At 54.0% G+C, this 23,251-nt stretch carries 20 protein-coding genes; 15 read left to right on the forward strand and 5 right to left on the reverse strand.

All coding sequences use genetic code 11. The annotated features are described in order from the left end of the window. Nucleotides 1–226: 226 nt before the first annotated feature. From EH55_RS10665 to EH55_RS10680, 4 genes are all read right to left on the reverse strand, one after another. Nucleotides 227–985 carry an aspartate/glutamate racemase family protein gene (locus EH55_RS10665; protein ID WP_051682841.1) on the reverse strand — a complete coding sequence of 253 codons (759 nt, stop codon included), beginning with the start codon at nucleotides 983–985 and terminating at the stop codon, nucleotides 227–229. A 26-nt stretch (nucleotides 986–1,011) separates the two neighbouring features. Then, on the reverse strand, nucleotides 1,012–1,716 hold the full coding sequence (locus tag EH55_RS10670) for a GntR family transcriptional regulator (protein WP_051682842.1): 705 nt from the start codon (nucleotides 1,714–1,716) through the stop codon (nucleotides 1,012–1,014). 144 nt (nucleotides 1,717–1,860) lie between these two features. Continuing rightward, nucleotides 1,861–3,183: a saccharopine dehydrogenase C-terminal domain-containing protein gene (locus tag EH55_RS10675; protein ID WP_037977689.1), complete on the reverse strand. Its 1,323-nt coding sequence runs from the start codon at nucleotides 3,181–3,183 to the stop codon at nucleotides 1,861–1,863. A 22-nt stretch (nucleotides 3,184–3,205) separates the two neighbouring features. Then, the gene (locus tag EH55_RS10680; protein ID WP_037977693.1) at nucleotides 3,206–4,732 is read right to left on the reverse strand and encodes a Na+/H+ antiporter NhaC family protein; all 1,527 of its coding nucleotides are present in this window, start codon (nucleotides 4,730–4,732) and stop codon (nucleotides 3,206–3,208) included. A 905-nt stretch (nucleotides 4,733–5,637) separates the two neighbouring features. Here EH55_RS10680 and EH55_RS10685 point away from each other — a divergent pair. After that, complete coding sequence (locus EH55_RS10685) at nucleotides 5,638–6,426, forward strand: nitrilase-related carbon-nitrogen hydrolase (RefSeq protein WP_037977695.1); 789 nt, start codon at nucleotides 5,638–5,640, stop codon at nucleotides 6,424–6,426. Here EH55_RS10685 and EH55_RS10690 read toward each other — a convergent pair. Then, a complete protein-coding gene (locus EH55_RS10690) occupies nucleotides 6,423–7,559 on the reverse strand; it encodes an AAA family ATPase (RefSeq protein WP_037977696.1) in 1,137 nt (378 codons plus the stop codon). The two genes, EH55_RS10685 and EH55_RS10690, sit on opposite strands and share 4 nt — an antisense overlap. Before the next feature lie 181 nt (nucleotides 7,560–7,740). On the opposite strand from EH55_RS10690, the gene EH55_RS10695 reads away from it, so the two are divergent. The 14 genes from EH55_RS10695 to EH55_RS10755 all read left to right on the forward strand — a co-directional run. Continuing rightward, nucleotides 7,741–8,160: a MarR family winged helix-turn-helix transcriptional regulator gene (locus tag EH55_RS10695; RefSeq protein WP_037977698.1), complete on the forward strand. Its 420-nt coding sequence runs from the start codon at nucleotides 7,741–7,743 to the stop codon at nucleotides 8,158–8,160. Nucleotides 8,161–8,375: 215 nt separating this feature from the next. Further along, nucleotides 8,376–10,085 carry a (2,3-dihydroxybenzoyl)adenylate synthase gene (locus EH55_RS10700; protein WP_037977700.1) on the forward strand — a complete coding sequence of 570 codons (1,710 nt, stop codon included), beginning with the start codon at nucleotides 8,376–8,378 and terminating at the stop codon, nucleotides 10,083–10,085. A gap of 111 nt (nucleotides 10,086–10,196) precedes the next feature. Further along, on the forward strand, nucleotides 10,197–11,297 hold the full coding sequence (locus tag EH55_RS10705; protein WP_037977702.1) for an oxidoreductase: 1,101 nt from the start codon (nucleotides 10,197–10,199) through the stop codon (nucleotides 11,295–11,297). A 39-nt stretch (nucleotides 11,298–11,336) separates the two neighbouring features. Beyond that, nucleotides 11,337–11,462 (forward strand): hypothetical protein, encoded by a 126-nt coding sequence (locus EH55_RS14800; RefSeq protein ID WP_256261475.1) that lies wholly within the window; start codon nucleotides 11,337–11,339, stop codon nucleotides 11,460–11,462. A gap of 34 nt (nucleotides 11,463–11,496) precedes the next feature. Further along, nucleotides 11,497–12,456, forward strand: a complete 960-nt coding sequence (locus EH55_RS10710) for a 2-keto-3-deoxygluconate permease (RefSeq protein WP_037977704.1) — start codon at nucleotides 11,497–11,499, stop codon at nucleotides 12,454–12,456. Nucleotides 12,457–12,541: 85 nt separating this feature from the next. Continuing rightward, nucleotides 12,542–14,116: an acyl CoA:acetate/3-ketoacid CoA transferase gene (locus EH55_RS10715; protein ID WP_037977705.1), complete on the forward strand. Its 1,575-nt coding sequence runs from the start codon at nucleotides 12,542–12,544 to the stop codon at nucleotides 14,114–14,116. 37 nt (nucleotides 14,117–14,153) lie between these two features. Beyond that, nucleotides 14,154–15,752, forward strand: coding sequence for an acyl-CoA mutase large subunit family protein (locus EH55_RS10720; RefSeq protein WP_081839556.1), 1,599 nt, complete (start codon nucleotides 14,154–14,156; stop codon nucleotides 15,750–15,752). Nucleotides 15,753–15,794: 42 nt separating this feature from the next. Next, complete coding sequence (locus tag EH55_RS10725) at nucleotides 15,795–16,247, forward strand: cobalamin B12-binding domain-containing protein (RefSeq protein WP_037977708.1); 453 nt, start codon at nucleotides 15,795–15,797, stop codon at nucleotides 16,245–16,247. Between the two features lie 26 nt (nucleotides 16,248–16,273). Then, the gene (locus tag EH55_RS10730; protein ID WP_051682843.1) at nucleotides 16,274–17,482 is read left to right on the forward strand and encodes a CaiB/BaiF CoA transferase family protein; all 1,209 of its coding nucleotides are present in this window, start codon (nucleotides 16,274–16,276) and stop codon (nucleotides 17,480–17,482) included. Between the two features lie 31 nt (nucleotides 17,483–17,513). Next, the gene (locus tag EH55_RS10735; RefSeq protein WP_037977709.1) at nucleotides 17,514–18,698 is read left to right on the forward strand and encodes a thiolase family protein; all 1,185 of its coding nucleotides are present in this window, start codon (nucleotides 17,514–17,516) and stop codon (nucleotides 18,696–18,698) included. Between the two features lie 199 nt (nucleotides 18,699–18,897). Next, nucleotides 18,898–19,683 (forward strand): enoyl-CoA hydratase-related protein, encoded by a 786-nt coding sequence (locus EH55_RS10740; protein ID WP_037977710.1) that lies wholly within the window; start codon nucleotides 18,898–18,900, stop codon nucleotides 19,681–19,683. Between the two features lie 76 nt (nucleotides 19,684–19,759). Next, nucleotides 19,760–20,752 (forward strand): amidohydrolase family protein, encoded by a 993-nt coding sequence (locus EH55_RS10745; RefSeq protein ID WP_051682844.1) that lies wholly within the window; start codon nucleotides 19,760–19,762, stop codon nucleotides 20,750–20,752. A 95-nt stretch (nucleotides 20,753–20,847) separates the two neighbouring features. Continuing rightward, complete coding sequence (locus EH55_RS10750; RefSeq protein ID WP_037977711.1) at nucleotides 20,848–22,389, forward strand: acyl-CoA carboxylase subunit beta; 1,542 nt, start codon at nucleotides 20,848–20,850, stop codon at nucleotides 22,387–22,389. A gap of 147 nt (nucleotides 22,390–22,536) precedes the next feature. Then, nucleotides 22,537–23,251, forward strand: a 715-nt coding sequence (locus EH55_RS10755; RefSeq protein WP_037977712.1) for a sodium/proton-translocating pyrophosphatase, incomplete at its 3' end; no start/stop codon positions are given.

Consider the following 23,251-nt stretch of genomic DNA (forward strand, 5'->3'; position numbering starts at 1 on the left):
GCGATATATCCAGTTAAACGCGCCATGGCCGCTCCTCCTTCTCCAAGCATGAAAACATTGTAGTAAGTCGGCGCGGAATTGTCAACAGCGCGGCGAAAATCCGCCGCGGGCTTAATTGCAATATGATACATTTTGGCAGATGACCTGATGCCGGAGTCTAAACCCTCAGGGCAGGCCAGATATCCGACTGAGGCGGTTTACACAAAATTCTGCGCTACCCCTACTATCATAAAGCGCAACATACTGCGTTGTAGAAGTAACGCGTCATAGTAACAAAATCATAAACCGGCAACCCAACAGTATCTCTTACCAATTGTGAGAATGGCGGCATATCTGTACATTCAAACAAAAACGCTACTGCGTCCGGATGCTCGTTCAAAGCTTTTTTTGCCAACCTTACAAAATCCTTCTTTAGGACCTCTATGTCTATATTTGCGTCGAAATGTGTATTCATTTTGAGCCATTCTTTAGATTCTTCTTTCATGCCATAGAGATGGAGATTTGATATATCCGTAGTTCCAGTAGCAAAAAAATGTTCCTGTCTTAGATTGGCTTTTCTTGCCGTAAATATAATTATATCCCGTTTATTTCCATATACGGCGCGTATATATGGTATTTGCAGAAGACTTGATGAAAAAAAAGGAATTTTTACCGTTTTAGAAATCTCTTTTTGAAAAATAGCATTAAATCCACAACTTGTTGTTATCCCCTTTATACCCATTTTTTGCAACTCTTGTGCTCTATTAATCATACTCTTTAGAACCAGAGGACTGGGATTCTGGATAACAGTCTCCGCGCACGCACCGGGTATTCTCTCTATAATAATGGGGAAATCAAAGGTTTGCGGATTGGTGCTGTTGCCGCGTAAGGTTTCCAACTGCATTAAACCACGCGGTATCTTACCGGCCTCCCAAGCAAATATTGCAAATTTAGCCGCATCAGTTTTTTTATCGCAATCGACTTCGCAGAAACACTCTTTATTCATAGTAAATCCCCCCGTTTTGTGGCAACTTAAACGAAATTATGATTTATGCCAACAATGTGCCCAACGTACGGCACTCGGTTAACCATCTTTGAATATGTCGAGTATATGTGTGAACGAATAGCGTTTTCAGCCAGGTTACCGTCACCAATTATTATCGCGTTTACTATCTCTGCATGCTGAATGCAGCTTATAGATTTACTTGAATCACGTAAAACCTCGTCAGGCGCTGACGGTACGTAAAATCTGTCAAAATAAAAAATGTACAACCCCGAACGCCAAAATACCTGCCTTGTAAACTTTTCAATATACTTATTGCCGCACATGCTTGCTATTAAAAGGTGGAACTGATCATTGACGGCAGCGTATTCTTTCTTATCACCCTCTTCATACTTGTTTTTTTCCTTTGCAAGTAACTCCTTCAATGTATCAATGTCATGCTCCGTCCGGCAATATGCCGCCTCCATCGCGGCTTTTCCTTCAAGATGAGCTCGTGCTTTAAACACCATTGCCATATCTTCCGGTGAAAGCTGAGGAATATAGCAACCTTTATTACCGCGTACCTCAAGCAGCCCCTCTGCAGCAAGTTTGCGCAAAACATTCCTTATCGGAGTGCGACTTAAATTTAATAATTCTGCAAGCTCAGATTCCACCAGTCTATCGCCCGGTGCATATGAACGCGAAAGTATCATTTCAATTATCGACTCATATGCTAACTCTTCAGCTCTTTTCATAGTTTATTATCACCCTTCACTATCATGTATCCTAAAAAACAAACTAAATGAGATGATAATAAACACACATGGTAATGTCAACGGCAAAACGAAGTTCAGAGGTTTATATAAAGTCGCGAGCAGGCTGCTTTTTCCTTTGTTTTGTTACTCTACAAGTGTTTCTGTTTCTTTAAATGTGATTCCCATCTTTTCAAGCGCAGTAAGCTCTGGTTCATACACTTCCGGCATCGTCGGCGTAAGGATGCCACTTTGTTTTATCTTCTTATCTAGTATAAGTTTAGCTCCCATTGCCGGTGGCAAGCCGGTGAGGCGTGCAACTGAAAAGTCACTTCCAGGGATTCCATAATCCACCAACGTGGAACGCTTAAGTACTTTTCTGTCAGAGTACTCTATGAGATATCGGTGCTCCATTATTGATACGTCCTGTTCTTCTTCAGCAAACACTAGTTTCTCGTTGTACAGGCATTCAACGAACTGAAACATTGTCCCTCTATTGATCGGTACAAGACGTTCTTCAAAAAGCCCCAACCACTCAAGTTTGAGTATGACGGCTGAGTAAGGTTCAAGATCTAAAAAGGCACAAAGAGCGTCTTTTAGATTTGTTTCTTTTTCTGCTCCTATCAATTCTCTTGTAACGTCGGCGTACGTTCTGCCTGAAAAATCATGTTCTCCTTCATCAAACAGTCCAAGATTCTGCATCTTACATATCATTTCGCACCAGCCAATATTCCTTATAGTACCGCGATAAACATCTTTTGCCTCTGGTATACCGTAGTACTGAACGTAAGGAGTAGAATCCGCATTCGCATATTCTTCAAACCAACCCATTCCCTGAATGTCAATTAAACTTGCATGATTGTACGTTTCTCCGTCTGGCCAAACTATCGTTCTTCCGTTGCGGATTATCTTTGCTTCACGCCTACTTGCCCTTATCAAACTTGTTGGTGCCCATGAAAGTTTATAGCCTATAGGGTTGTTATTATATTTAGGAGCAGGCAAAGCGCCGCACCAAGACTTAAATGAAAGGATTCTGCCGTTTTGCGCATGTATTGCCCTGATGGTTCTTGAAGCCGACATATGATCAATGCCTGGGTCGAGGCCTAGCTCACACAACAGCGTTACGCCATTATTTTTTGCCTCGGCTTCAAGCTCACGTACTTCCGGTTTTAAATATGACGGGCTGATAAAATGCACACAAGAATCGACACAGGCTCGCGTCACTTTCCCTATCAATGTAGCCGGTAACAGGCAGATTAAAACCTCCGGTGATACCTGTTTAATAGTGTCTTTAAGATTGGCAATGGAATCCCCAACAATCTTATGCCCATTCGGATGGCGGGCGATACAGCGGTCAATATTCTTTTCGCAGATATCAGACACAAATACTTCATAGCGGCAGTTTACTAAAAGATATTGAATGCATGGCCTTGCAATCCGACCAGCACCAAGAACTAACACTTTTCTCATAAATCACACCTCTTCAAATAAATCATAAATTGATTCTGTTCTGAAGCTTTTCTCCAAACATTTTGCCAAAAGCAATCGTAAATACTGCCATCAGTCCAATAGAAATAACAAGTACAAATTTTGATTCCACTATCCCTGAAATCAAATAGCCTATTAAACTAGCGGCAGCAACTGTTAAAGCATAAGGCAACTGCGTCTCTACATGGTCGAAGTGGTCACAAGCACCTCCCATCGAAGACAGCAACGTCGTATCAGAAATAGGAGAGCAATGATCTCCAAATAATCCCCCTGACAGCACTGCCCCAATAGTGGCATACATTGGCGCTCCTAGGTGATGTGCCATTGGTATCGCAAGTGGGATGAGTATGGCAAAAGTACCCCAAGAAGAACCTGTAGTAAATGAAATTACTGCGCCGACAGTGAAAACGAGGGCGGGAATGATCCAGCCGGGAATAGAACCGTGTAATAATTCTACTATATATATCGCAGTACCGAGTGATTTACATATTGATCCAAGAGACCAGGCAAGAAGCAACATGATTATAATAAACATCATGTCCTTAGTTCCCTCAATAAAAATATTAAAGCATTTCTCCGCATTACAGATCTTTTGTCTAATCATCAATGCAATAGCGCACAGTGATCCTAGAAAATAACCGCAGGATAGAGACGCGCGCAAGACGCTGCCAGGTATGTTTTTAAACGGAAAACCATGCCATATCAGTAAGCCGAACAAACATCCAAATAACACAATAAGCGGTATTACAGCCACTGACGGGGTTGCTTTTTCATTTATCCAGCTTGTATCTGTCCCACCGCCCGCCAACTTCGCCCCCGGCCAAAATGGCTGTCCAGTTTCTATGGTCCTCTTTTCTGCCCGACACATGGCGCTAAATTCATATCCGGTAACCGCCACCAAAGGAACCATAAGCAACGTCCCTATAGCGTAAAACTGAAATGGGATAACATTAAGAAAAACATCATAATCCACAAGAGGAAGCTTCAACTGGTCGAACTCTTTTTGCATAAGCCCCATAATAAAGATTCCCCAACTGATAAAGGGAACCAGAATACAGATTGGAGATGAAGTGCAGTCAAGAATGTAAGCCAGTTTTTCTCTACTCACACGCAACTTGTCTGTAACAGATTGAAAAGCGGGCCCAACAATTAGGGAGTTACCAGAGTCCGTAAAGAAAACAATCAGGCCTCCGATCCACACAGCGATTTGTGTCTTACACCTTGTATCAAGCAGATGTACGACCTTATTTGCCAATGCCGCCGAACCACCAGACTGTGTCAGTAAGGCCACAAAGCTACCTATAAAAAGCAGTGCTACCAAAGAATTAGCATTCCCACTTTGCGCTGCCTGAACATAAATAAAATCCTTAACATAATTAAATAACGCAAGAACAGGATTCCAACTAGATATTGTAAGAACACCTACATATCCTGCAACAAATAGAGAAACCAAAAGGTTCTTAGTTCTTATTGCCAATAATATAGCAATAATAGGGGGTAGAATAGAAAGAATACCATAGTGTTGTTCCATATGAAAGCCTCCTGTCGTTTTTTATTTTTTATATTCACTTTATTGTATCCCAAATAGGATACGATGAGCGAATCATATACTATGCTTTTAAATAAGTCAATATGCAAACTATTTATACTGCCCCTAATTCTGGAGAAGGAGCATAGGCGTATAGAGAAAATAGTGCACTATCTATCCAACGAGCTGAGCTGATTCGAAGATATTGAAGCCTAGGCGGTATAGCGGGGTCGCCTGAATCCACAATACACGCCATGTCAATGAAAGGAACTCTGCTGAAGACCGTTACTTCATCTACAGTTTGAAAGAGCTCTATGTAAAGAATTTCTGCGCATCAAAAGAGAACGCTGGGCGACCGAGAACAACCTACGCTGGATGCTGGATATAGCCTTCAGCGAGGACGACTGCAGTGCTATAGCGAAGAACGTGGCCGAAATAATGAATACTCTGCGGAAAACTGGCCTTACAGATGCTGAAAACCTGCAGCACATACAAATGCGGTATGAGGAGTAAGCGCAAGCTCTGCTGGCTTGGCATTCCTACTTACTATGCAGGCCTTGGAAATGGCGTCTGCCAACGTACTGACGTATTTATTTTATAAGCGTTTGCCCTGGGGGGAAAAGGCATGCGGCTTGACAAACGCGATGGCACGCTGTATAAAAACACTCGTTGTAGAACAACGCGCGAAGACGGGAAGAGCGGAAGCGGCGCTTCGCGGCCTGCTGTGAGAAAACGGAGCCGACATACGACGTCACGACGCTGTGATCGGCAATCCTGACAAAAGTTAATGCGGCAATGCTCGCACGTGAATTAGCGCCTTCTCAGCAGCCCGCTGATGAAATAGTGCGCCGGCTCCGGATAGAGTTCATCTCTCGCTGTGGAAAATCTAATGCGAACGGGAGACATACATGAAAGCATCGCTTATCCAGTTAAAGATAGAGGCGGAGGAGCCTCGCGAAGAGCTCGTCGAGCGCGTCTTTCGCATGATCGACGACTGCCGCGGCTCGGATCTCGTCGTGCTCCCCGAGCTGTGGCATGTCGGTGTGCTCAACTATCGTACCATCTGGGATTTTGCGGAAGAGAAAGAGGGGCCGCTTATGTGCCGCCTCTCGGATAAGGCAAGGGAGCTGGGGGCCTTTATCCACTGCGGGAGCTTCGTCCATAAGGAAGGGGAGAGATTATTCAACACCAGCCTCCTCTTCGACAGAAAGGGGACGGATGTAGCGGAATATCGTAAAATACACCTGTTCTCCTGTTACGGGCACGAGGCCGACGTGTTCACGCATGGCACGCAGCCGACGGTGGTCGGCACCGAACTGGGACGGTTGGGGCTCGCCATCTGTTACGATATAAGATTCCCCGAGCTGTTCCGCATGATGACGCTCGGCATGGGCGCGGAAATATTCGTCGTGCCGGCCGCCTGGCCTTATCCGCGCAGCGAAGCTTTCAAAATCCTCAACAAGGTGCGCGCAATGGAAAATTCCGCCTACCTTTTATCGTGCAACCTGGTCGGCCCCTATAAACATCTGACGATGGTCGGGGAAAGCGGCATCATCGACCCTTGGGGAGAGATGGTCACGGAGGCAATACAGGAAGAGGGCGGCGTCGGCGGAGAAATTTCCGCTGATACCGTGCGCCGGACGCGCCGTGAATTTCCCGTCTTTGACGACGTGAGGTTGATAGGGTCCGTGTTTTAACGGCGGAGCGCGTCGCCGAGAAGCGTTTCGGAGATTTTTTCCCGCACGAGCCGTTTAACGCCGCGCACGCCGTCGCCGCCGTAGAGAAGCGGGATGAGGGAGCGGTAAAGGTCTTCCTCCGAAACGATTTTTCTTTCCCAGTCGCTGAGCTTGCACACCGCCTCACGGCAGCTCCTTTTGAGAATGTCGCCAAGGGCGCCGTCGTCGAGCGGGCGAAATCCTATCACCGCGTCAAAGCGCGCGAAGAGAGGCGCCCCGAGCCGTTCTCGCGCCTCGTTGGCGGAGGCGTAGTTCGTGGTGCAGATTATGACGGCGTTCTTTACTTCGGCGCGGTAATTCCTGTCTTCGTATATCCCCTCGTCGAAGAGTTGATAAAAAGCGCTGTGGAAGAGCGGATTGGGCTTGTCGAATTCATCGAAGAGGATGACGGACGATTCACGCTCCATCAGATCCTTTGCGAGAGAGTCGCCGGTGTGGCGGCCGCCGAAGAGATACGGCGCGAACTCGTTGCTGTGAAACATCGAGAACTGGCGGCGAAACAGCCTCTGCCCAACCACGTCGCCGATATACCTCGCCGTCTCCGACTTGCCGACGCCGGTGGGGCCGTAGAAGAGCAGCACGAGCGGTTTGGCAAGCTTATTCGCCGCCAGCGGATAGAGGGCGGTCAGCAGCCGCCGCTTTACTTCCTCCTGGCCGATGATTACCTGCGGATATTCCCGGTTGATTCTTTTGAGCCCCTCCATATCCAGCGTCTTGTACTCATACTTTATGACCCTTACGCGGCTGTGCATGTTGCGAAACTGTTCGGCGAGATGCGCGGGAGGGTTTTGCAAATATAGCGACTCCACCTCGAACTGATCTATAAAGCTCAGAAAGGAATGCAGCGCGCTCTCGCTGATCGAAGCGTATTGCTCCGAGTAGGCTACGAGACAGGGGACGGAGAGCCGCTCCTCCTGCTTCTCCGCGGCGGCGCCGTCGGAACTGCGCCTGCTCTGTATCTTGAAGGTGTGTTCCCGCATTTTTCTGTCGCTGTATATCGCGAGCTCGCTGATCGTGGTCAGCGCCCTGCTCTTCGGCAGATGGCGCTTGAAATTATATTTGGGGCCATAGAAGAAAACGATCTTTTTTAACATAAATATTAGTCATTCCCTTGTGAACGAGTATTTAAAAACAAAACCAAACCTTTGTAAAATCATATTTTTGTTTAGTCTAAGTAATCTGAAAATTACATTGACAACATCACTAACTAGTGCTATTCTACAACAAACGTTAGATAAGTCAATTTGATGAGAATTTAGTAGATCGAGGTTTGATATGAACTCCAAAGACAGGCTGAACGGTAAACTCATCATCGCACTTGGAAGGACTTATCGCAACGCGCATCGAATGTCTAACGAGCTGTTCCGTGAGAGGGGGCTTACTCTGCCGCAGTTTACAGTACTTGAGCTTCTCTATAACAGGGGAGAACAGACGATACAGCAGATAATAGACAAAGTGCTCTCAAGCAGCGGCAACATCACTGTAGTGGTAAGGAATCTGGAACAGGCGGGACTTGTTTATCGTTGGGATAATCCGCATGACAGACGCTCTTATCTCATCGGAATAACTCAGAAGGGCAGGGATCTGATGGATGTGGTCTTTGCGGGGCACATGTCCAACCTTGCCGAGTTCTTCGCAAGATTGACGAGGGAAGAGAAGGAACAGATTGTCGCAATATTGAAGAAACTGCGTTAAAGAAGGGTTTTCCTTTCTGAAGGAATATTGTGTGATGATATATCACTAATTAGTGACATATCATTGCGGTTGTTTTATGCTTAAAAATAGACAATGTGAGAGGTGATGCTGTGCCGTTTGCTTCTTGTTACCGTAAAGAGATGAGTTTTTCGCGGCGGACAAAAAACCACACATAACCACACGGCAACTATCAATTATCCGAACGGAGGGGAACCATGCTACAACATTGGACTGCTTACAGACCGGAACTCGCAAAACTTTACGATGAGAGAGGTTACTGGAAAAAGGAACTTTTCTCACAGGTCTTCGACAGCATAGCGGAACGCTTTTGGGATCGCGAAGCATTGGTAGGAGGAGAACAACGCTTCACCTACGGAGAGCTTAAAAAAGGTTCTGACCGCCTTGCCCTGCATTTCCTGAAGATGGGGCTTAAGCACGAAGACCGCATAGTCATTCAGCTGACAAACATACCGGAGTTTGTTTTTATCTACCTCGCTCTACAGAAAATCGGCGTTATTCCCGTTATGTGCTTGCCCCAGCACAGGTACACGGAAATATCGCAGATCGCCGCAAAGGCAAAGGCGATCGGATATATTATACCAGGTCTCGCAAAGAAATATAACTATGTGGAGCTGGTAGATCAAATAGCCGCCGAGCTGCCGTATATGAAACATAAAATGATCGCGGGAGTCAACCAGGAAATTCCCGCGGGATATTCTTACATCAACGAACTGCTCGACACTCCGATCGAGGGCGAAGACGACCCCGATCTGCTGAAAAAATATCTGCCCGACCCGCACGATGTCTGCATCATCCTGCTCTCCGGCGGTACGACGGGCATCCCCAAGCTCATTCCGCGCGAATACAACGCCTATCGCTATGTCGCGGAGGAGTCGAGCCGCGAACTGGGATATAACATGTACACGGTGCAGCTCGCAGTGGCGCCCGTAGCTCACAACATGGTCCTAGCAGCCCCGGGCATCCAGGGCGCCTTCACCTTCGGCGGCAAAGTCATAATGAGCACTTCGCCGCGCACGGAGGATATCTGCAAGCTGATCGAAAAGGAAAGAATCACACACATACCGATGGTTCCGGCGATGGTTATAAACATGCTGAACTTTGAGGAAAGAAGCAAGTACGACCTCTCATCATGGGAGATCGTCATCAACGGCGGTTCGAAGATCGAGCCCACCGTCGCCGCCCGCGTGTATCCCGAATTAGGCTGCCGTCTGATCTCGCAGTTCGGCATGTCCGAAGGTACCATCACGCAGACGAGCCTCTTCGACGACGAAGAGGTCATATACAACACGATCGGACTTCCGGTCTCCCCCGCCGACGAGTGGAAGATCGTCGACAAGGACAACGGCGCCGTAATAGCCGAAAGCGTACACGACGGGACGGCGCGCTGGCGCGGCGAAGCAGAGCGCCCTGGCGAGATAATCTTCCGCGGCCCTTACACGATTCGCGGCTACTATGACGCGCCCGACCACAACGCCAAGGCTTTCACGGAGGACGGCTTCTACCGTTCGGGCGACCTCGCGGCGATGCACAAGAGCGGCAAGGGCTTCGTCATCATGGGGCGCATCAAGGACGCGATCAACCGCGGCGGCGAGAAATTCAGCTGCGAAGAGGTCGAGAATCTTGTGCTGAAACACGAGCGAATCCACGACGCGGCGCTCGTCCCGATGCCCGACCCGATACTCGGCGAAAAGGCCTGCCTCTTCGTTTCGATGAGGGATCCCGGCGACAGCATTACGTTGGAGGAGATCGTCAAGTTCCTTGAAGGCAAGCTCGCGAAATTCAAGCTTCCCGAGCGCCTTGAGATCCGCGACGACCTGCCGCAGACGAATATCGGCAAGGTCAAGAAGGATGAGCTCCGCGCCGAGATATACGCGATAATGGCGGAAGAAAACAAGAAAAAGTAAAAAGGCCTGACATCCGGACACCTCTCTGCCCGGCCACCATAAAATGCGTGAAGGGCGCTTTCGCCCTTCACCGTTCAAATCTAATTTTTATTAAAATTGGAGGAAAATATCATGACTATGAAAATACTGGAACCCGTAAAATTTAGAAACCTGGAACTGAGAAACCGCCTCGTATGGCTTCCCGCCGTCACCTGTCTCGCCGACGAGATCGGCTTCGTCACCGACCCGCTCATCGAACGCCATGTGGCGCGCGCGAAGGGGGGCTTCGGCCTTATCGACGTTGAAGCCTGCGGCGTGCTCGACAGAAAGAGCCCCCACCTCCTCCGCATCTGCGACGACAAATTCATCCCCGGACTCAAAGAGATGACGGACGCCGTGCACGCCGAAGGCTGCAAAATGACGGTCCAGCTCATCCACTATGTGAAGCAGTCGGTCCGCACAGGCTGGAAACAGGCCATTGAGGATCTTACCTACGAAGAGATCGACGAATGCAAGCAGCAGTTCATCGACAGCACAGTCAGAGCCAGAAAGGCCGGCTTCGACGGCGTAGAACTGCATGTGGCGCACGGCTATACGCTCTCTTCCTTCATCTCTCTGCTCAATAAGCGCACAGACAAGTACGGACGCAACACCGAGGGACGCTGCCGCATCGTTACGGAGATCATGGAAGGCATCCGCAAGGAAGTCGGCAACGACTACTGCGTAGGCTGCCGCATATCGGGCGAAGAGTTCGTCATAGGCGGCAACACGCTGAAGCAGACGACGGAGATCGCAAAGATATTCGCGCGCGACGGCATGGACTTCATCAGCGTATCGGCCGGCGGCAAGACAGAAGACGGCGCCTGGTATACGGGGTACAGCGGAAGCCGCTGCATGGCGACGGCCAACCTGCCCTACGGCTGCCACGTCTACCTCTCGGCCGGAATCAAGGATGCACTGCGCGAGGTCGGCTCCGACATCCCCGTCATCGTCTCCGGCAAGATCAAAGACCTCAAGCACGGCGAAGAGGTATTCGAAGCCGGCAAAGCCGACCTGATAGGCGTCTGCCGTCCGGCGCTCGCCGATCCTGACTGGATCAAGAAGCAGGTCGAAGGCCGCGAGAAGGAGATAATCAAGTGCATCTATTGCAACGGCTGCCTTGAGCGCGACCAGAGGCACGAGCCCGTCAACTGCGTCATCGCCGAAAAGGTCGCGCAGCGCAAGCCAGCTTAGCGAAAAGTGAGTCCGTGGGGGTAAGGAGAGGTTACCAGCATGGATTTTGAATTTAAAGATATTTATGTAAAACATAATGGACGTACCGAGATAGCCGTCGGCCGTCCGAAGGGGCTCGGCGCCTTTAAAAAGTGCGCTCCTGAGTTCGCCGAGTCCCGCAAATAATGTGCGGCAAAAAAAATAGAAATGGGGGCAGGCTATGGATATTTTAGGCAAAGTAAATAAAGTTCCGGGCGGAATAATGGTAGTGCCTATGATTATCACCGCAGTGGTCAACACCTTTATCCCAGCGGCGCTCAAAATAGGCGGTCCCACCTCCGGGGCCTTCAGCGGGGCCGGCGCGATGGCCACCATCGGCATGTTGCTCTTCACAGCCGGCAGCCAGACCAAATACAGCGACCTGGGCTCGGTCTGCGCCCGCGGCGGCCTGTTGGTCATCGTGCGCCTTGCGGTGGCTTTCACCGGTGCGTGGCTGACGCTGAAATTATTTGGCCCCGAGGGCGTTTGGGGGGCTTCTGCTTTGGCGATCACGATCGCCCTGGCCAGCTGCAACCCCGGCGTCTACGCCGGATTGATGCAGTCTTACGGAGATACGGTCGACAAGTCCGCGATGGGCATTCTCAATCTGATAGCCGTCCCCGCCACGCCGCTGGTGATTCTGGGCGTGGCCGACGGCACGGGATTCGACTACATGAGCGCCGTCTCCTCGCTCGTCCCGTTCGCCCTCGGCATGGTGCTTGCGAACGCCGATGAAAAAGTCCGTAAGCTCTTCTCGACGGCTACCCCTGTGATACTCTTCTTCCTCGGCTGCTGCCTGGGGGCGAGCATCAACCTAAAGGCCCTTTCGCAGGCCGGAGTCGCCAATATCGTGCTTATCGGGCTCATCGTCTGCATCTTCCTGCCGATAATGATAGCCGCGGACAAGCTTATATTGAGACGTCCCGGATACGCCGCGGTCGCGGCTACTTGCCTCGGCGGCCTGTCGGTCGTCGCGCCGAGAATCATCGGCGAGCGCCTGCCGCAGTATCAGCCCTATGTGGAATCTGCGACGGCGCAGCTGGCGGTGACGCTGGTAATCTGTATATTCATATTCCCCTACATCACTAAGTTCATAGTAGGGAAATTCGGCAGCGGCATCGCCCCGAAAGCGGAACAGTAGCCAGAATCAAATATCTACAGCTCATTTCCGCCGCCGGCACGCGGCGGAAATGAGGTGCTCCGAGTTGTGTTGCGAGGTGAAAAGGATGAGCAAGATAATTTCGTCTACCGACGCAATATCACTAATTAGAGACAATGCCGTGATCGGCATCGGCGGCTTCGGTGGGTTTTCTGCTCCCGACGAGATCTTGCGCGAGATGGCGAAATCTTTTTTCATCCACGGTAGCCCGAAGGGGCTCCACGTAGTCTCGGGCATTTCTCCCGGCGACCTCACGGAAGACGGCTGCGGCCTGAGCATTATCAGAGAACCCGGCATCATCGCTTCGATCTACGCCGCCCACGTAGGCATGTCGCCCGCGATCGGGCGCGCGGTCAGCGCGAATCAGATCGCCGGCTACACGGTGCCGCTGGGAGTCTACGGGCAGCTGCTTGGGGCGATCGCGGGAAAGAGGCCGGGCGTTATTACGCGAGTGGGGCTGCACACATTCTGCGATCCGCGGCTTGAGGGCTGCAAGGTAAACGAAAAAGCCAAAGAGTCCGGGCGCAACGTCGTTTCGTTAATCGAGTTCGACGGAGAGGAATATCTCTATTACAAGTCCTTCCCTATAGACGTCTGCATTATCCGCGGCAGCTATGCCGACGAATACGGCAACGTTTCGCTCGAGGAAGAGGCGATTTACAGCGAGCAGAACGCGATGGCCGCCGCGGTACACAGCTGCGGGGGAACGGTGATCGTACAGGTGAAGTGGGTCTCTAAAAGAGGGGGCCTTGATCCGCGGCATGTGGCGATTCCCGGTGCGCTGGTCGATTACGTGGTACAGGCGAAGCCGGAAAACCATTTGCAATGCTACGACGGCTCTCCTTTCCGCCCGGAGCTGATCGGCGACGTGCGGATGCGGCTCGATATGATCCGGCCGATGGAGCTCACGCCGCGCAAGGTCTGCGGCAGGCGCGCGGCGTTCGAGATAAATGCCGGCAACCTCGTCAATCTCGGCATCGGGATGCCCGACAGCGTCGCGAGCGTCGCCAACGAAGAGGGCGTCAGCCATCAGGTGACCTTCTCTATCGAGACCGGCGTCTACGGCGGCGTTCCGGTGAGCGGCGTCGGATTCGGGGCTTCGGTAAACCCCGACGCCATCCTCCCGATAACCGACAACATCGATATCTACGACGGCGGAGTGCTCGACGCCGCCTTTCTCGGGCTGGGCGAGATAGATGAAGAGGGGAATGTGAATGTTTCCAAGTTTGGTTCGCGCTGCACAGGGCCGGGAGGCTTCATCAACATCACGCAGAATACGCCGAAGGTCTGCTTTATGGGCACCTTCACGGCCGGAAAGATGGAGTGCCGGATAGGCGGGGGCAGGCTTGCGATTGAGATGGACGCCCCCGGAGTCAAATTCAAAAAACGTGTGCAGCAGGTGACCTTTTCTTCGCGCAGCGCGCTGGAGAAGGGGCAGCAGGTGCTTTACATAACAGAACGGGCCGTCTTTCGGCTGGAAAAAGAGGGCCTTACGCTGACGGAAATAGCGCCCGGCGTAGACCTTGAGAGGGACGTCCTCTCTAAAATGGAATTCTCTCCGCGCATATCGCCGGAGCTGCGTCTTATGGACGAACGGATATTCCACGACAAAAAGATGAAAATCAGCTTTCTAAGTCAATAAAGCTGGGGTTATAGAAAAGGTGAAAGGGGCAATAAGAATGGCAGAAGAGCGGAAACATACCACGCTTTCAGGATATGAGCTCAAGAGGGTCTATACCGAAGACGACATCAAAGGAGAGGACCTCAAGGCGCAGCTCGGCGAGCCCGGGCACTATCCCTACACGCGCGGCATTCGCGAGGAGATGTACCGCGACGGCCGCCTGTGGACGATGGGACAGTACGCCGGCTTTGCGTCCGCTGAGGAGGCCAATAAGCGCTTCCGTTACATCATCGAACAGGGCGGCACAGGCTTCTCCGTCGCGCTGGATCTGCCGACCCAGATGGGCTACGACTCCGACGATCCCATGTCGGAGGGCGAGGTCGGAAAGGTGGGGGTCGCCATCGACTCCTTGGCTGACATCGAGGCGCTGTTCAACGGGATCCCCTTCGAGAAAGTACGCCAGATCCGCACGACGGCGAACGCCAACTCGATAATCATGCTGGCCTTTTACGTGGCCTTCGCGAAGAAGAACAACATCGACCCCAACACGATCGGCTTCTTCCTACAGAACGACATTCTGAAGGAGTACATGTGCCGAGGCACGTATATTTTCCCGCCGGAGGCCGGCGTCAAGCTCTCCGTGGACGTGCTGGAATACTGCGGCAAACACCTTCCCCACTGGACGCCCATCGCGGTCTCCGGCTACCACATACGCGACGCGGGCGCCACCGCGGCGATGGAGCTGGCCTTCACGCTGGCGGATATGATCGAGTACTATGACGCAGCTGTGAAGCGCGGGGTGGACATCGTCGCGGCCACGGCGAACAGCTACTTCTTCCTCGGCGCGCAGCTGGACTTCCTGGAGGAGGTCGCGAAGTACCGCGCCGCCCGCCGCCTGTACGCGCGGATCATGAAGGAACGCTACCATGTGACAGAGGAGGAGCCGCAGCGCCTGAAAATATTCGCCTTCACGAGCGGCTCCGCGCTGACGGCTGAGCAGCCCATCAACAACATCGTCCGCGTCGCCATTCAGACGATGGCGGCGGCGGCGGGCGGGATTCAGACCTTCCACGCCTCCTCCTATGACGAAGCGATCTCGCTGCCCACGCAGCAGGCTGTGACGGTCTCGCTGCGCACGCAGCAGATCGTGGGCTATGAGTCGGGGCTGACGGAGACGGTAGACCCGCTCGGCGGCTCCTACGCCGTCGAGGCCCTCACGAACGCCATCGAGAAAGAGGTCCTCGAGCTGCTCGACACGATAGAGAAAAAGGGCGGGGCCATGAAGTGCATCGAGGAGGGCTTCCAGCAGAAGATGCTGGCGGATAACGCCTACAAGTACCAGAAAAGCGTGGACAACAAGGAGCGCATCGTCGTGGGCGTCAACGAGTTCAAGGACGGCAAGCCCATAGAACCGGCACAGTTCACGGTACCTGAGGATGTCGCGATCAAGCAGACGGCGAGAATCAACAAGCTGAAGGCGGAGCGCGACAACGAGAGGGTGAAGCGCGCCCTCGCCGCCGTGGAGAAGGCGGCCCGGAACGACGAGAACCTGGGGGACTATATGATCGAAGCGGTGAGCGCCTACGCGACGCTCGGCGAAATATGCGGCGTCCTCAAGGGCGTGTATGGAAAATATACGCCGCTGAAAATCTATTAACGCCGGCCCCCGCAAAGCGATTAGATTCAGGGAGGTAAAACCATGGTTAAAGTTTTGATTTCCAAGCCGGGCCTCGACGGGCACGACCGCGGCGCGAAGGTTGTGGCGCGCGCCTTTGAGGAGGCGGGGGCCGAAGTTATCTACACGGGGCTGCAGGCCACGCCCGACGAGATAGCGGATATAGCGGCGAAAGAAAAGGTGGACGTCGTGGGCGTGAGCCTGCTCTCCGGCGCGCACAACACGTTGATGCCCAAGGTGATCGATAAGGTCAAGGCGAAAGAGGGCATGGAGGACACCGTCTTCATCTTGGGCGGCATCATTCCGCAGCAGGATATCCCGGGGCTCATGGAAAAGGGAGTCAGCGGCGTATTCGGCCCAGGCACTCCTCTTGAAGAGGTCACCGAGTTCACCTTCGAGCAGGTGGCCATGGCGAAGGCCGAGAAGATGGCCGAACAGGCGATGTCGGATATGGCGAACAAGGCTTCAAATATATAAACAAAAATATGGAAGGAGACACTTACATGGCAGGAATACTTGAAGGAGTAAAGGTTCTCGGCATAGAGCAGCAGGTCGCTGGACCGACCTGTACGATGATGCTCGCCGACCAAGGCGCGGAGGTCATAAAGGTCGAACGCCCGGGAAGCGGAGACACGGCGCGCGAGATGGCGCCGATGCTCAAAAACGACGCCGGAGGGGCGCAGAGCGGCTACTTCGCGCGCTTCAACCGCGGCAAAAAGAGCGTCACGATCGACATGCAGTCGCCGGAGGGGCAGGCCGTGCTCTGGGATCTCATCAAAGATACCGAGATCATCATCGAGAACGTGAAGCCCGGGCTCATGGACAAACTCGGCTTCACCTATGAAAAGATCAAGGAAGTCAACCCGGAAGTCATCTACGTCGCCATCAGCGGCTTCGGACGCTCAAAGAAGTACGAGGGGCCGTACGCGAAGCGCCTGGCCTACGACATCATCGCGCAGGCGATGGCGGGGCTCATGTACACGTGCGGGAGCGACCCTCAGGGACCGCCGACATGGCTCGGCTTCGCGCTCGGCGATTCCGGCACCGGCGTCTACGCGGCCTACGCGGCGATGCTCGGCTACGTCAACAAGCTGCGCACAGGCAAGGGAGAATATTTCGACGTGTCGATGTACGATTGCATGATCGCACTCGCGGAGCGTTCGCACAACGTCTACGCGTTCACCGGGAACGTCGTCACGAGAGGCCCCGACAAACTGATCGCGCCCTGGGGGCCCTTCAAATGCAAGGACGGCTACGTGGCGCTCATCGTGCCGACCGAATCTATGTGGAAGAAATTCCTCACCGCCATCGGGCATCTGGAACTGCTCGAAAACCCGGATATCCAGTCTGGCCCCGGCCGCGGCGCCCATATGGAGACGCTTATCCGCCCGATCATCAACGAGTGGCTCTCCGACAAGACGATGCTTGAGGCCTGCGACCTCTTGATGGCGCAGGGGCTCCCCTGCGGCCCCGTGCAGAACGCGGAAAACGTAGCTCACGACCCGCATACTGCGAAACGCCAGATGCTGGTCAAGATTCCCGATCCGATCGTCGGCGAGCTCACGGTCGTCGGCTGCCCGATAAAGATGGAGCATCACGAGCCCACCTACGCGCCGCTTCCCAACCTGGGCGCCGATACGGACGAAGTGTTGAAACGGATCGGTTACTCGGACGAGCGTCTCGCCGAGCTGCACGATAAAAAGGTCATATAGCAAAGAAAAAAGAGAAAGGTGACAAACAGAGATGGAAAAGGTAGTCATAGTATCCGCGGTACGCACCCCCTTTGACAAATTCGGCGGCCCGATGAAGGGCGAAAACACGGTGGCCCTGGGCTCGTTCGTCGTGAAAGAGGCCATGGAGCGCGCCGCCGTCGACCCGGCGGACGTGGAGGAGACATACATCGGCATCAACATGCCCACGGCGAACCGCTCGATAGCGAGGCAGATATCCCTCGCCGCCGGTATGCCCCCCGAGGCCAACTCGGCCACTGTCGACCGCGCTTGCTGCTCGTCGATGGTAGCGATCGCGATGGCCAAGCGCGCGATAGAGCTGGGCGACGCGAAGGTGGCCATCGGCGGCGGCTCCGAAAACATGAGCAACGTGCCGTACTTTCTCGAGGGCATGCGCTGGGGGACCCGCCTCGGCGACGTCCTGCTCAAAGACATCATGGTGGTCTCCTGCCCCTACACCGGCGAGCCCCGCGCGAAACAGGCCGGAGAGGTAGCCCTGCAGTACGGCATCACCCGCGAGATGCAGGACGAATGGGCCTATCGCAGCCAGATGTATTACCAGAAAGCCTTCAAGGCCGGCAAATTCAAGGAGGAAATCAAGCCCTACGTCGTTCACACCAAAAAGGGCGACATAGTGATTTCGGAGGACCAGCCGCCTCGCCCCGACACGACGCTCGAAGGGCTCGCGAAGCTCAAAACGGTCAACCAGAGCCCGACCGTCACCGCGGGCAACGCCCCCGGGCTCAACACCGGCGCCAGCGCGCTCGTGCTGATGAGCGAAAGTGAGGCCGCGCGCCGCGGGCTGAGGCCGCTGGCGACGATCGTGGCCCACGCCCAGGCTTCCGGACATCCGAAGTACATCGCCACGATACCGGCATTCGCCGCGCAGAAGGTGCTCGCCAAGGCCGGCATGACGATCGATCAGATGGACGTCATCGAGATCAACGAAGCCTTCGCGGTCATGCCTATCGCCTCGACATTGCTCCTCGGCGATGAAGACCCGGCAAAGGTCGAAGCCATCCGCGCGAAGACGAACATCAACGGCGGAGCTATCGCCATCGGCCATCCGACGGGAGCTACCGGCGGACGCCTCGTGATGACGCTGGCTTACGAGCTGCAGCGCCGCGGCGGCGGATACGGCCTCTGCACCATCTGCGGCGGCGTCGGCGAAAGCGAAGCCTTCATAATCAAAGCCTAACCGCCCGGCGCCCCACGCCGATGCTTTGTGATTACGGCCTGACAAAGCATCGGCAGCGCCGGTTTTACTGGGGAGGTTAAGCTGTTTGAGGAGGCTGGGAGGCAAAATAGACGTCCTAGGACATCTAACGTTCAAAAAGTCCTAAGTTAAAAAGGGCGGCCGGGACTCCGGCCGCTGGAAGAAGGAGGTTGATGTAAACATGGAATTTCAGGATATACTATACGAAAAGTATAACGACCGGGCAAAGATAACCATCAACAGACCGGATAAGATGAATATGTTTACCAATCGCACTTTGCACGAGATGATCACCGCGCTTGAGAGCGCGTGGACGGACAAGGAAGTCGGGGCCGTCATCCTCACTGCGGCGGGAAACCGCGCGTTTACGATCGGAGGCACCCCCGGCGACGCGGAGGCCGACGCTCAGCCCATTGAAAAGCTGCCGATGCCCAGCCTGTTCGCCCAGCTTCTGCACACCATCCGCAGCATCCCCAAGCCGGTGGTGGCGGCGGTCAACGGCTATGCGATCGGCGGCGGCCATGTCATCCAGGTGGTGTGCGATCTTACCATCGCCTCCTCTACCGCCAAGTTCGGGCAGGTCGGACCCAAGGTCGGGAGCTTTGACGCCGGATACGGCAGCGCCTATCTCGCCCGCATAGTCGGCGAGAAGAAGGCCAGAGAGTTCTGGTATCTGTGCAAAAAGTATAGCGCCGACGAGTGCCTGCAGATGGGGCTGGTCAACGCGGTAGTCCCGCCGGAAAAGCTGATGGAAGAGACCGACAAATGGGTCGACGCCATCGTCAAGTCCAGCCCAACGTCTCTGGCGGCGCTGAAAATGTCCTTCAACGCCGACAGCGCCTCCGTCTGGGGCATTCAGTCCATGGCGGGCGTCGCGCTCGGCATGTATTTCAACACGGACGAGGCCAAGGAGTGCGGCAAGGCCTTCGGCGAGAAGAGAGATCCCGACATCGCCAAGTATCGTTAGTCCGTCTGCGTTTTTCATTATTTTTTGCTTGAATTTTTAATGCTCCTGCATTAAATCTGAAAGGAGAGTATGAGCAATGGCCAAACCTGAAGGAGACAGAACCCCAAAGACGCTTGAAGAAAGAGGATTCCACATCATCGACGTACATGCGCATCCCTTCGTTAAGGGCGGATATCCGCCGGCAATGAAGGCTATGCTGGCCTCCAGAAAATACACCCAGCCCCATTGGGTCGGTAAGTCGGGAAAGGGAACGCTGGAGGATCTGAAAGCGGAGTTCGACGAGACAGGACACGAAGTGATGGCGAACGACGCCCGCTCGCACGGCGTAAAGATGCAGCCGGTCGCCTGGGACGCGACGAGCGGCATGGGCGAACCGCCCACCAGCAACGATTTTGTTTACGGCCTGTGGAAAGAGTTCCCCGACGCGTTCTTCGGCGCGTGGGGCTCGGTCGACCCCTGGCAGGGGCAGAACGCCCTTCATGAAGCGGAAAGAGCCATCACCGAACTGAAGCTGATCGGCCTTAAGTTCCAGCAGTGCACTCAGAAATTCCGCGTCAACGACAGGCGCTTCTATCCGCTGTGGGACCTCTGCCAGCAGCTTGAGGCGCCGGTCCAGTTCCACATCGGCTATACCGGAATGGGCAGCGGCGCCCCCGGCGGCGACGGGCTTTACAGCATGACCTACTGCCAGCCCCTTGACGTCGACGAAGTCGCCGCGGATTTCCCGCGCCTGAAGATCATCGCGCTGCACGTCGGAGAGCCGTGGCCGGAAGTCATCAACCACGTCGCGATGCATAAGACGAACGTGATGCGCGAAACCTCCGGCATGTGGCCCAAATATTTCCCGCAGTGCATGACCTATGACATGAACAGGCGCCTGCAGGACAAGTTCATCTTCGGCTCCGAGTGGGGGGTCTTCAAACTCAGCGAAATTCTGAAGCAGTGGGAAGAGTTGGACCTCAGGCCGGGCATCATGGAAAAGGTCATGTATAAGAACGCGCTCAACTTCCTTGGCGAAAGGTTTGAGAAGTGCGGGCTCGACCTGAGCCCCTGGAAGGGATTAGTCTAACGAAAATCGCGGCTCTTCTGCGCGGCGCTTGATTTCCCCGCGCGGAAGAGCCGCGCAGCGGCGGCCGCCAGAAAAATCAAAGGGAGGATGGTCATATGAATCAAAAACTTCAAACCATGCTCGATAAAAAAGCACACATTATGCTCCAAGGCGGGCAAGAGAGAATCAACAAGCAGCATGCCAAGGGCAGGCTGACGGCGAGGGAGCGGATCGACCTGCTCTTCGATCCCGGCACCTTCGTGGAATACAACATGTTCGTAAAGCCCAGGGCGACGCGCTTCGGCATGGATAAAGTCGACGCGCCGGCGGACGGTATCGTCACGGGGCACGGGCTCATCAACGGCAGAAAAGCCTTCGCCTACTCCCAGGACGCCACCGTTCTGGGAGGATCGATGGGCGAAATGCACGGATTGAAGCTCGCCAGAATGCAAGAGTTGGCGCTGGAGGTCGGGGCGCCCATCATTGGGCTCAACGATTCCGGCGGCGGCAGGCTGCAGGAGGGGCCGGGAGCGTCGGTCTACGGCACCGTCTTTTATAACAACGTGACAGCCTCGGGAGTCATCCCCCAGATTTCCGCCATCATGGGCAGCTGCGCGGGCGGCGCCTGTTATTCCCCCGCCCTCACCGATTTCGTCGTCATGGTCGACAAGAGCAGCAAGGCTTTTATCACCGGTCCTGCCGTCATCAAAGAGGTGACCGGCGAAGTCGTGGACTTCGAAACTCTGGGCGGCGCGATGACACACAGCAGCAAATCGGGGCTCTGCAACTTGGTAGCGAGGGACGACTACGACTGCATCGAACAGATCAAATGCCTGCTGGGCTTTTTCCCCGATAACTGCCAGAAACTGCCGCCTATCTTCGCCACCAACGACGACGCAAATCGCAGGATAGAAGAGTTCAACGACATTATTCCCGAAAGCAAGCGCAAATCCTACGATATGAAAGGCATTATTACGAAGCTTGCCGACAACAATTTCTTTTTTGAAATTTCTCCGATGTATGCCCGCAACATCGTGGTGGGATTCGTTCGCATGGGAGGCATGCCGGTCGGCGTCGTCGCCAATCAGCCCAGCTCCCTGGCCGGCTGTCTCGACATCAACGCCTCCTGCAAAGCGGCGCGCTTTATCCGGACCTGCGACTCCTTCAATATTCCCCTTTTGTCGATCGTGGACGTCCCGGGATATCTGCCCGGCGTCAACCAGGAGCATGACGGCATCATCAGGCATGGGGCCAAGATGCTCTATGCATGGGCGGAGGCGACGGTCCCCAAGATCATCATGCCGATCAGAAAGTCCTACGGAGGGGCGACGCCTGCGATGTGCAGCATAGACATGAAGGCGGATTTCGTGATGGCCTGGCCGACATGCGAGCGCGCCGTGGTCGGAGCCGACGCCGCCGTAAAGGTACTTTATAAAAATGAGATCGAGCAGGCCGACGATCCGGCGGCGGCCCGGGAGATGTACAAGCAGGCGTACGAAAAGGAATTCTTAAACCCCTATCGTTCCGCCGAGCTTGGAAAATTCGAGGATGTGATCGAGCCGGCCGAATCGAGAATGAAGATCATTCAAACGCTGCGCATGTTTTGGGGCAGGAAAAAAGAGCGTCCCGCGCGCAAGCACGGGAACATCCCCCTGTAAGCCGGCACGCCTGATTATTGCGGTACGGCGCCGGCGAAAGCGGAGCTTTTGTAAAAGCTCCGCCACTTTATATCGGCATTTCTGTGTACCGGCCCGTCCGCCGGGCACAGTTTTTATATACAAAAATATCAAGGAGGCACACATAAGATGAATCTTTTAGCGATAGTAGGAGTGACGGGAGTGATCGCGCTGCTCTTCGCGGCAGCAGCGTCGTGTAAGATCTCCGGTTTTCGTGTGGAGAACGAGCGGGTAAAAGAATTATCCGGCATTATACAGGGAGGGGCCATGGCCTTCCTCTACAGGGAGTATAAGACCCTCGTCCCATTCGTCATCATAGTGGCGGCCATCCTTGCGTGGAAGATAAACGTTCCCAGCGCGGCGTGCTTTGTGGCAGGCGCTCTTTGCAGCGGTCTGACGGGCTTTATCGGTATGAAAGTGGCCACCAAGTCGAACGGCAAGACCTCATTCGCCGCCATGCACGGCATGAACGACGCCTTGAAGATCGCCTTCACCGGCGGCAGCGTCATGGGCATGACGGTAGTCGGAGTAGGTCTTTTAGGCGTCATCGCCATGTACTATATCTTCCCGAGCCCCGAAGTCATCACGGCCTTCGGCTTCGGCGCGAGCTCCATAGCGCTCTTCGCGCGAGTGGGGGGAGGCATCTACACCAAAGCGGCCGACGTTGGTGCAGACCTCGTCGGCAAAGTCGAAGCCGGCATCCCGGAAGACGACCCGCGCAACCCGGCGGTCATAGCGGACAACGTCGGCGACAACGTCGGCGACATAGCCGGTATGGGTGCCGACCTCTTTGAATCATACGTAAACTCGATAATCGCGGCCATGGCCATAGGTGCGATGGCGT

The sequence above is a fragment of the Synergistes jonesii genome, assembly GCF_000712295.1.
GTDB lineage: Bacteria > Synergistota > Synergistia > Synergistales > Synergistaceae > Synergistes > Synergistes jonesii.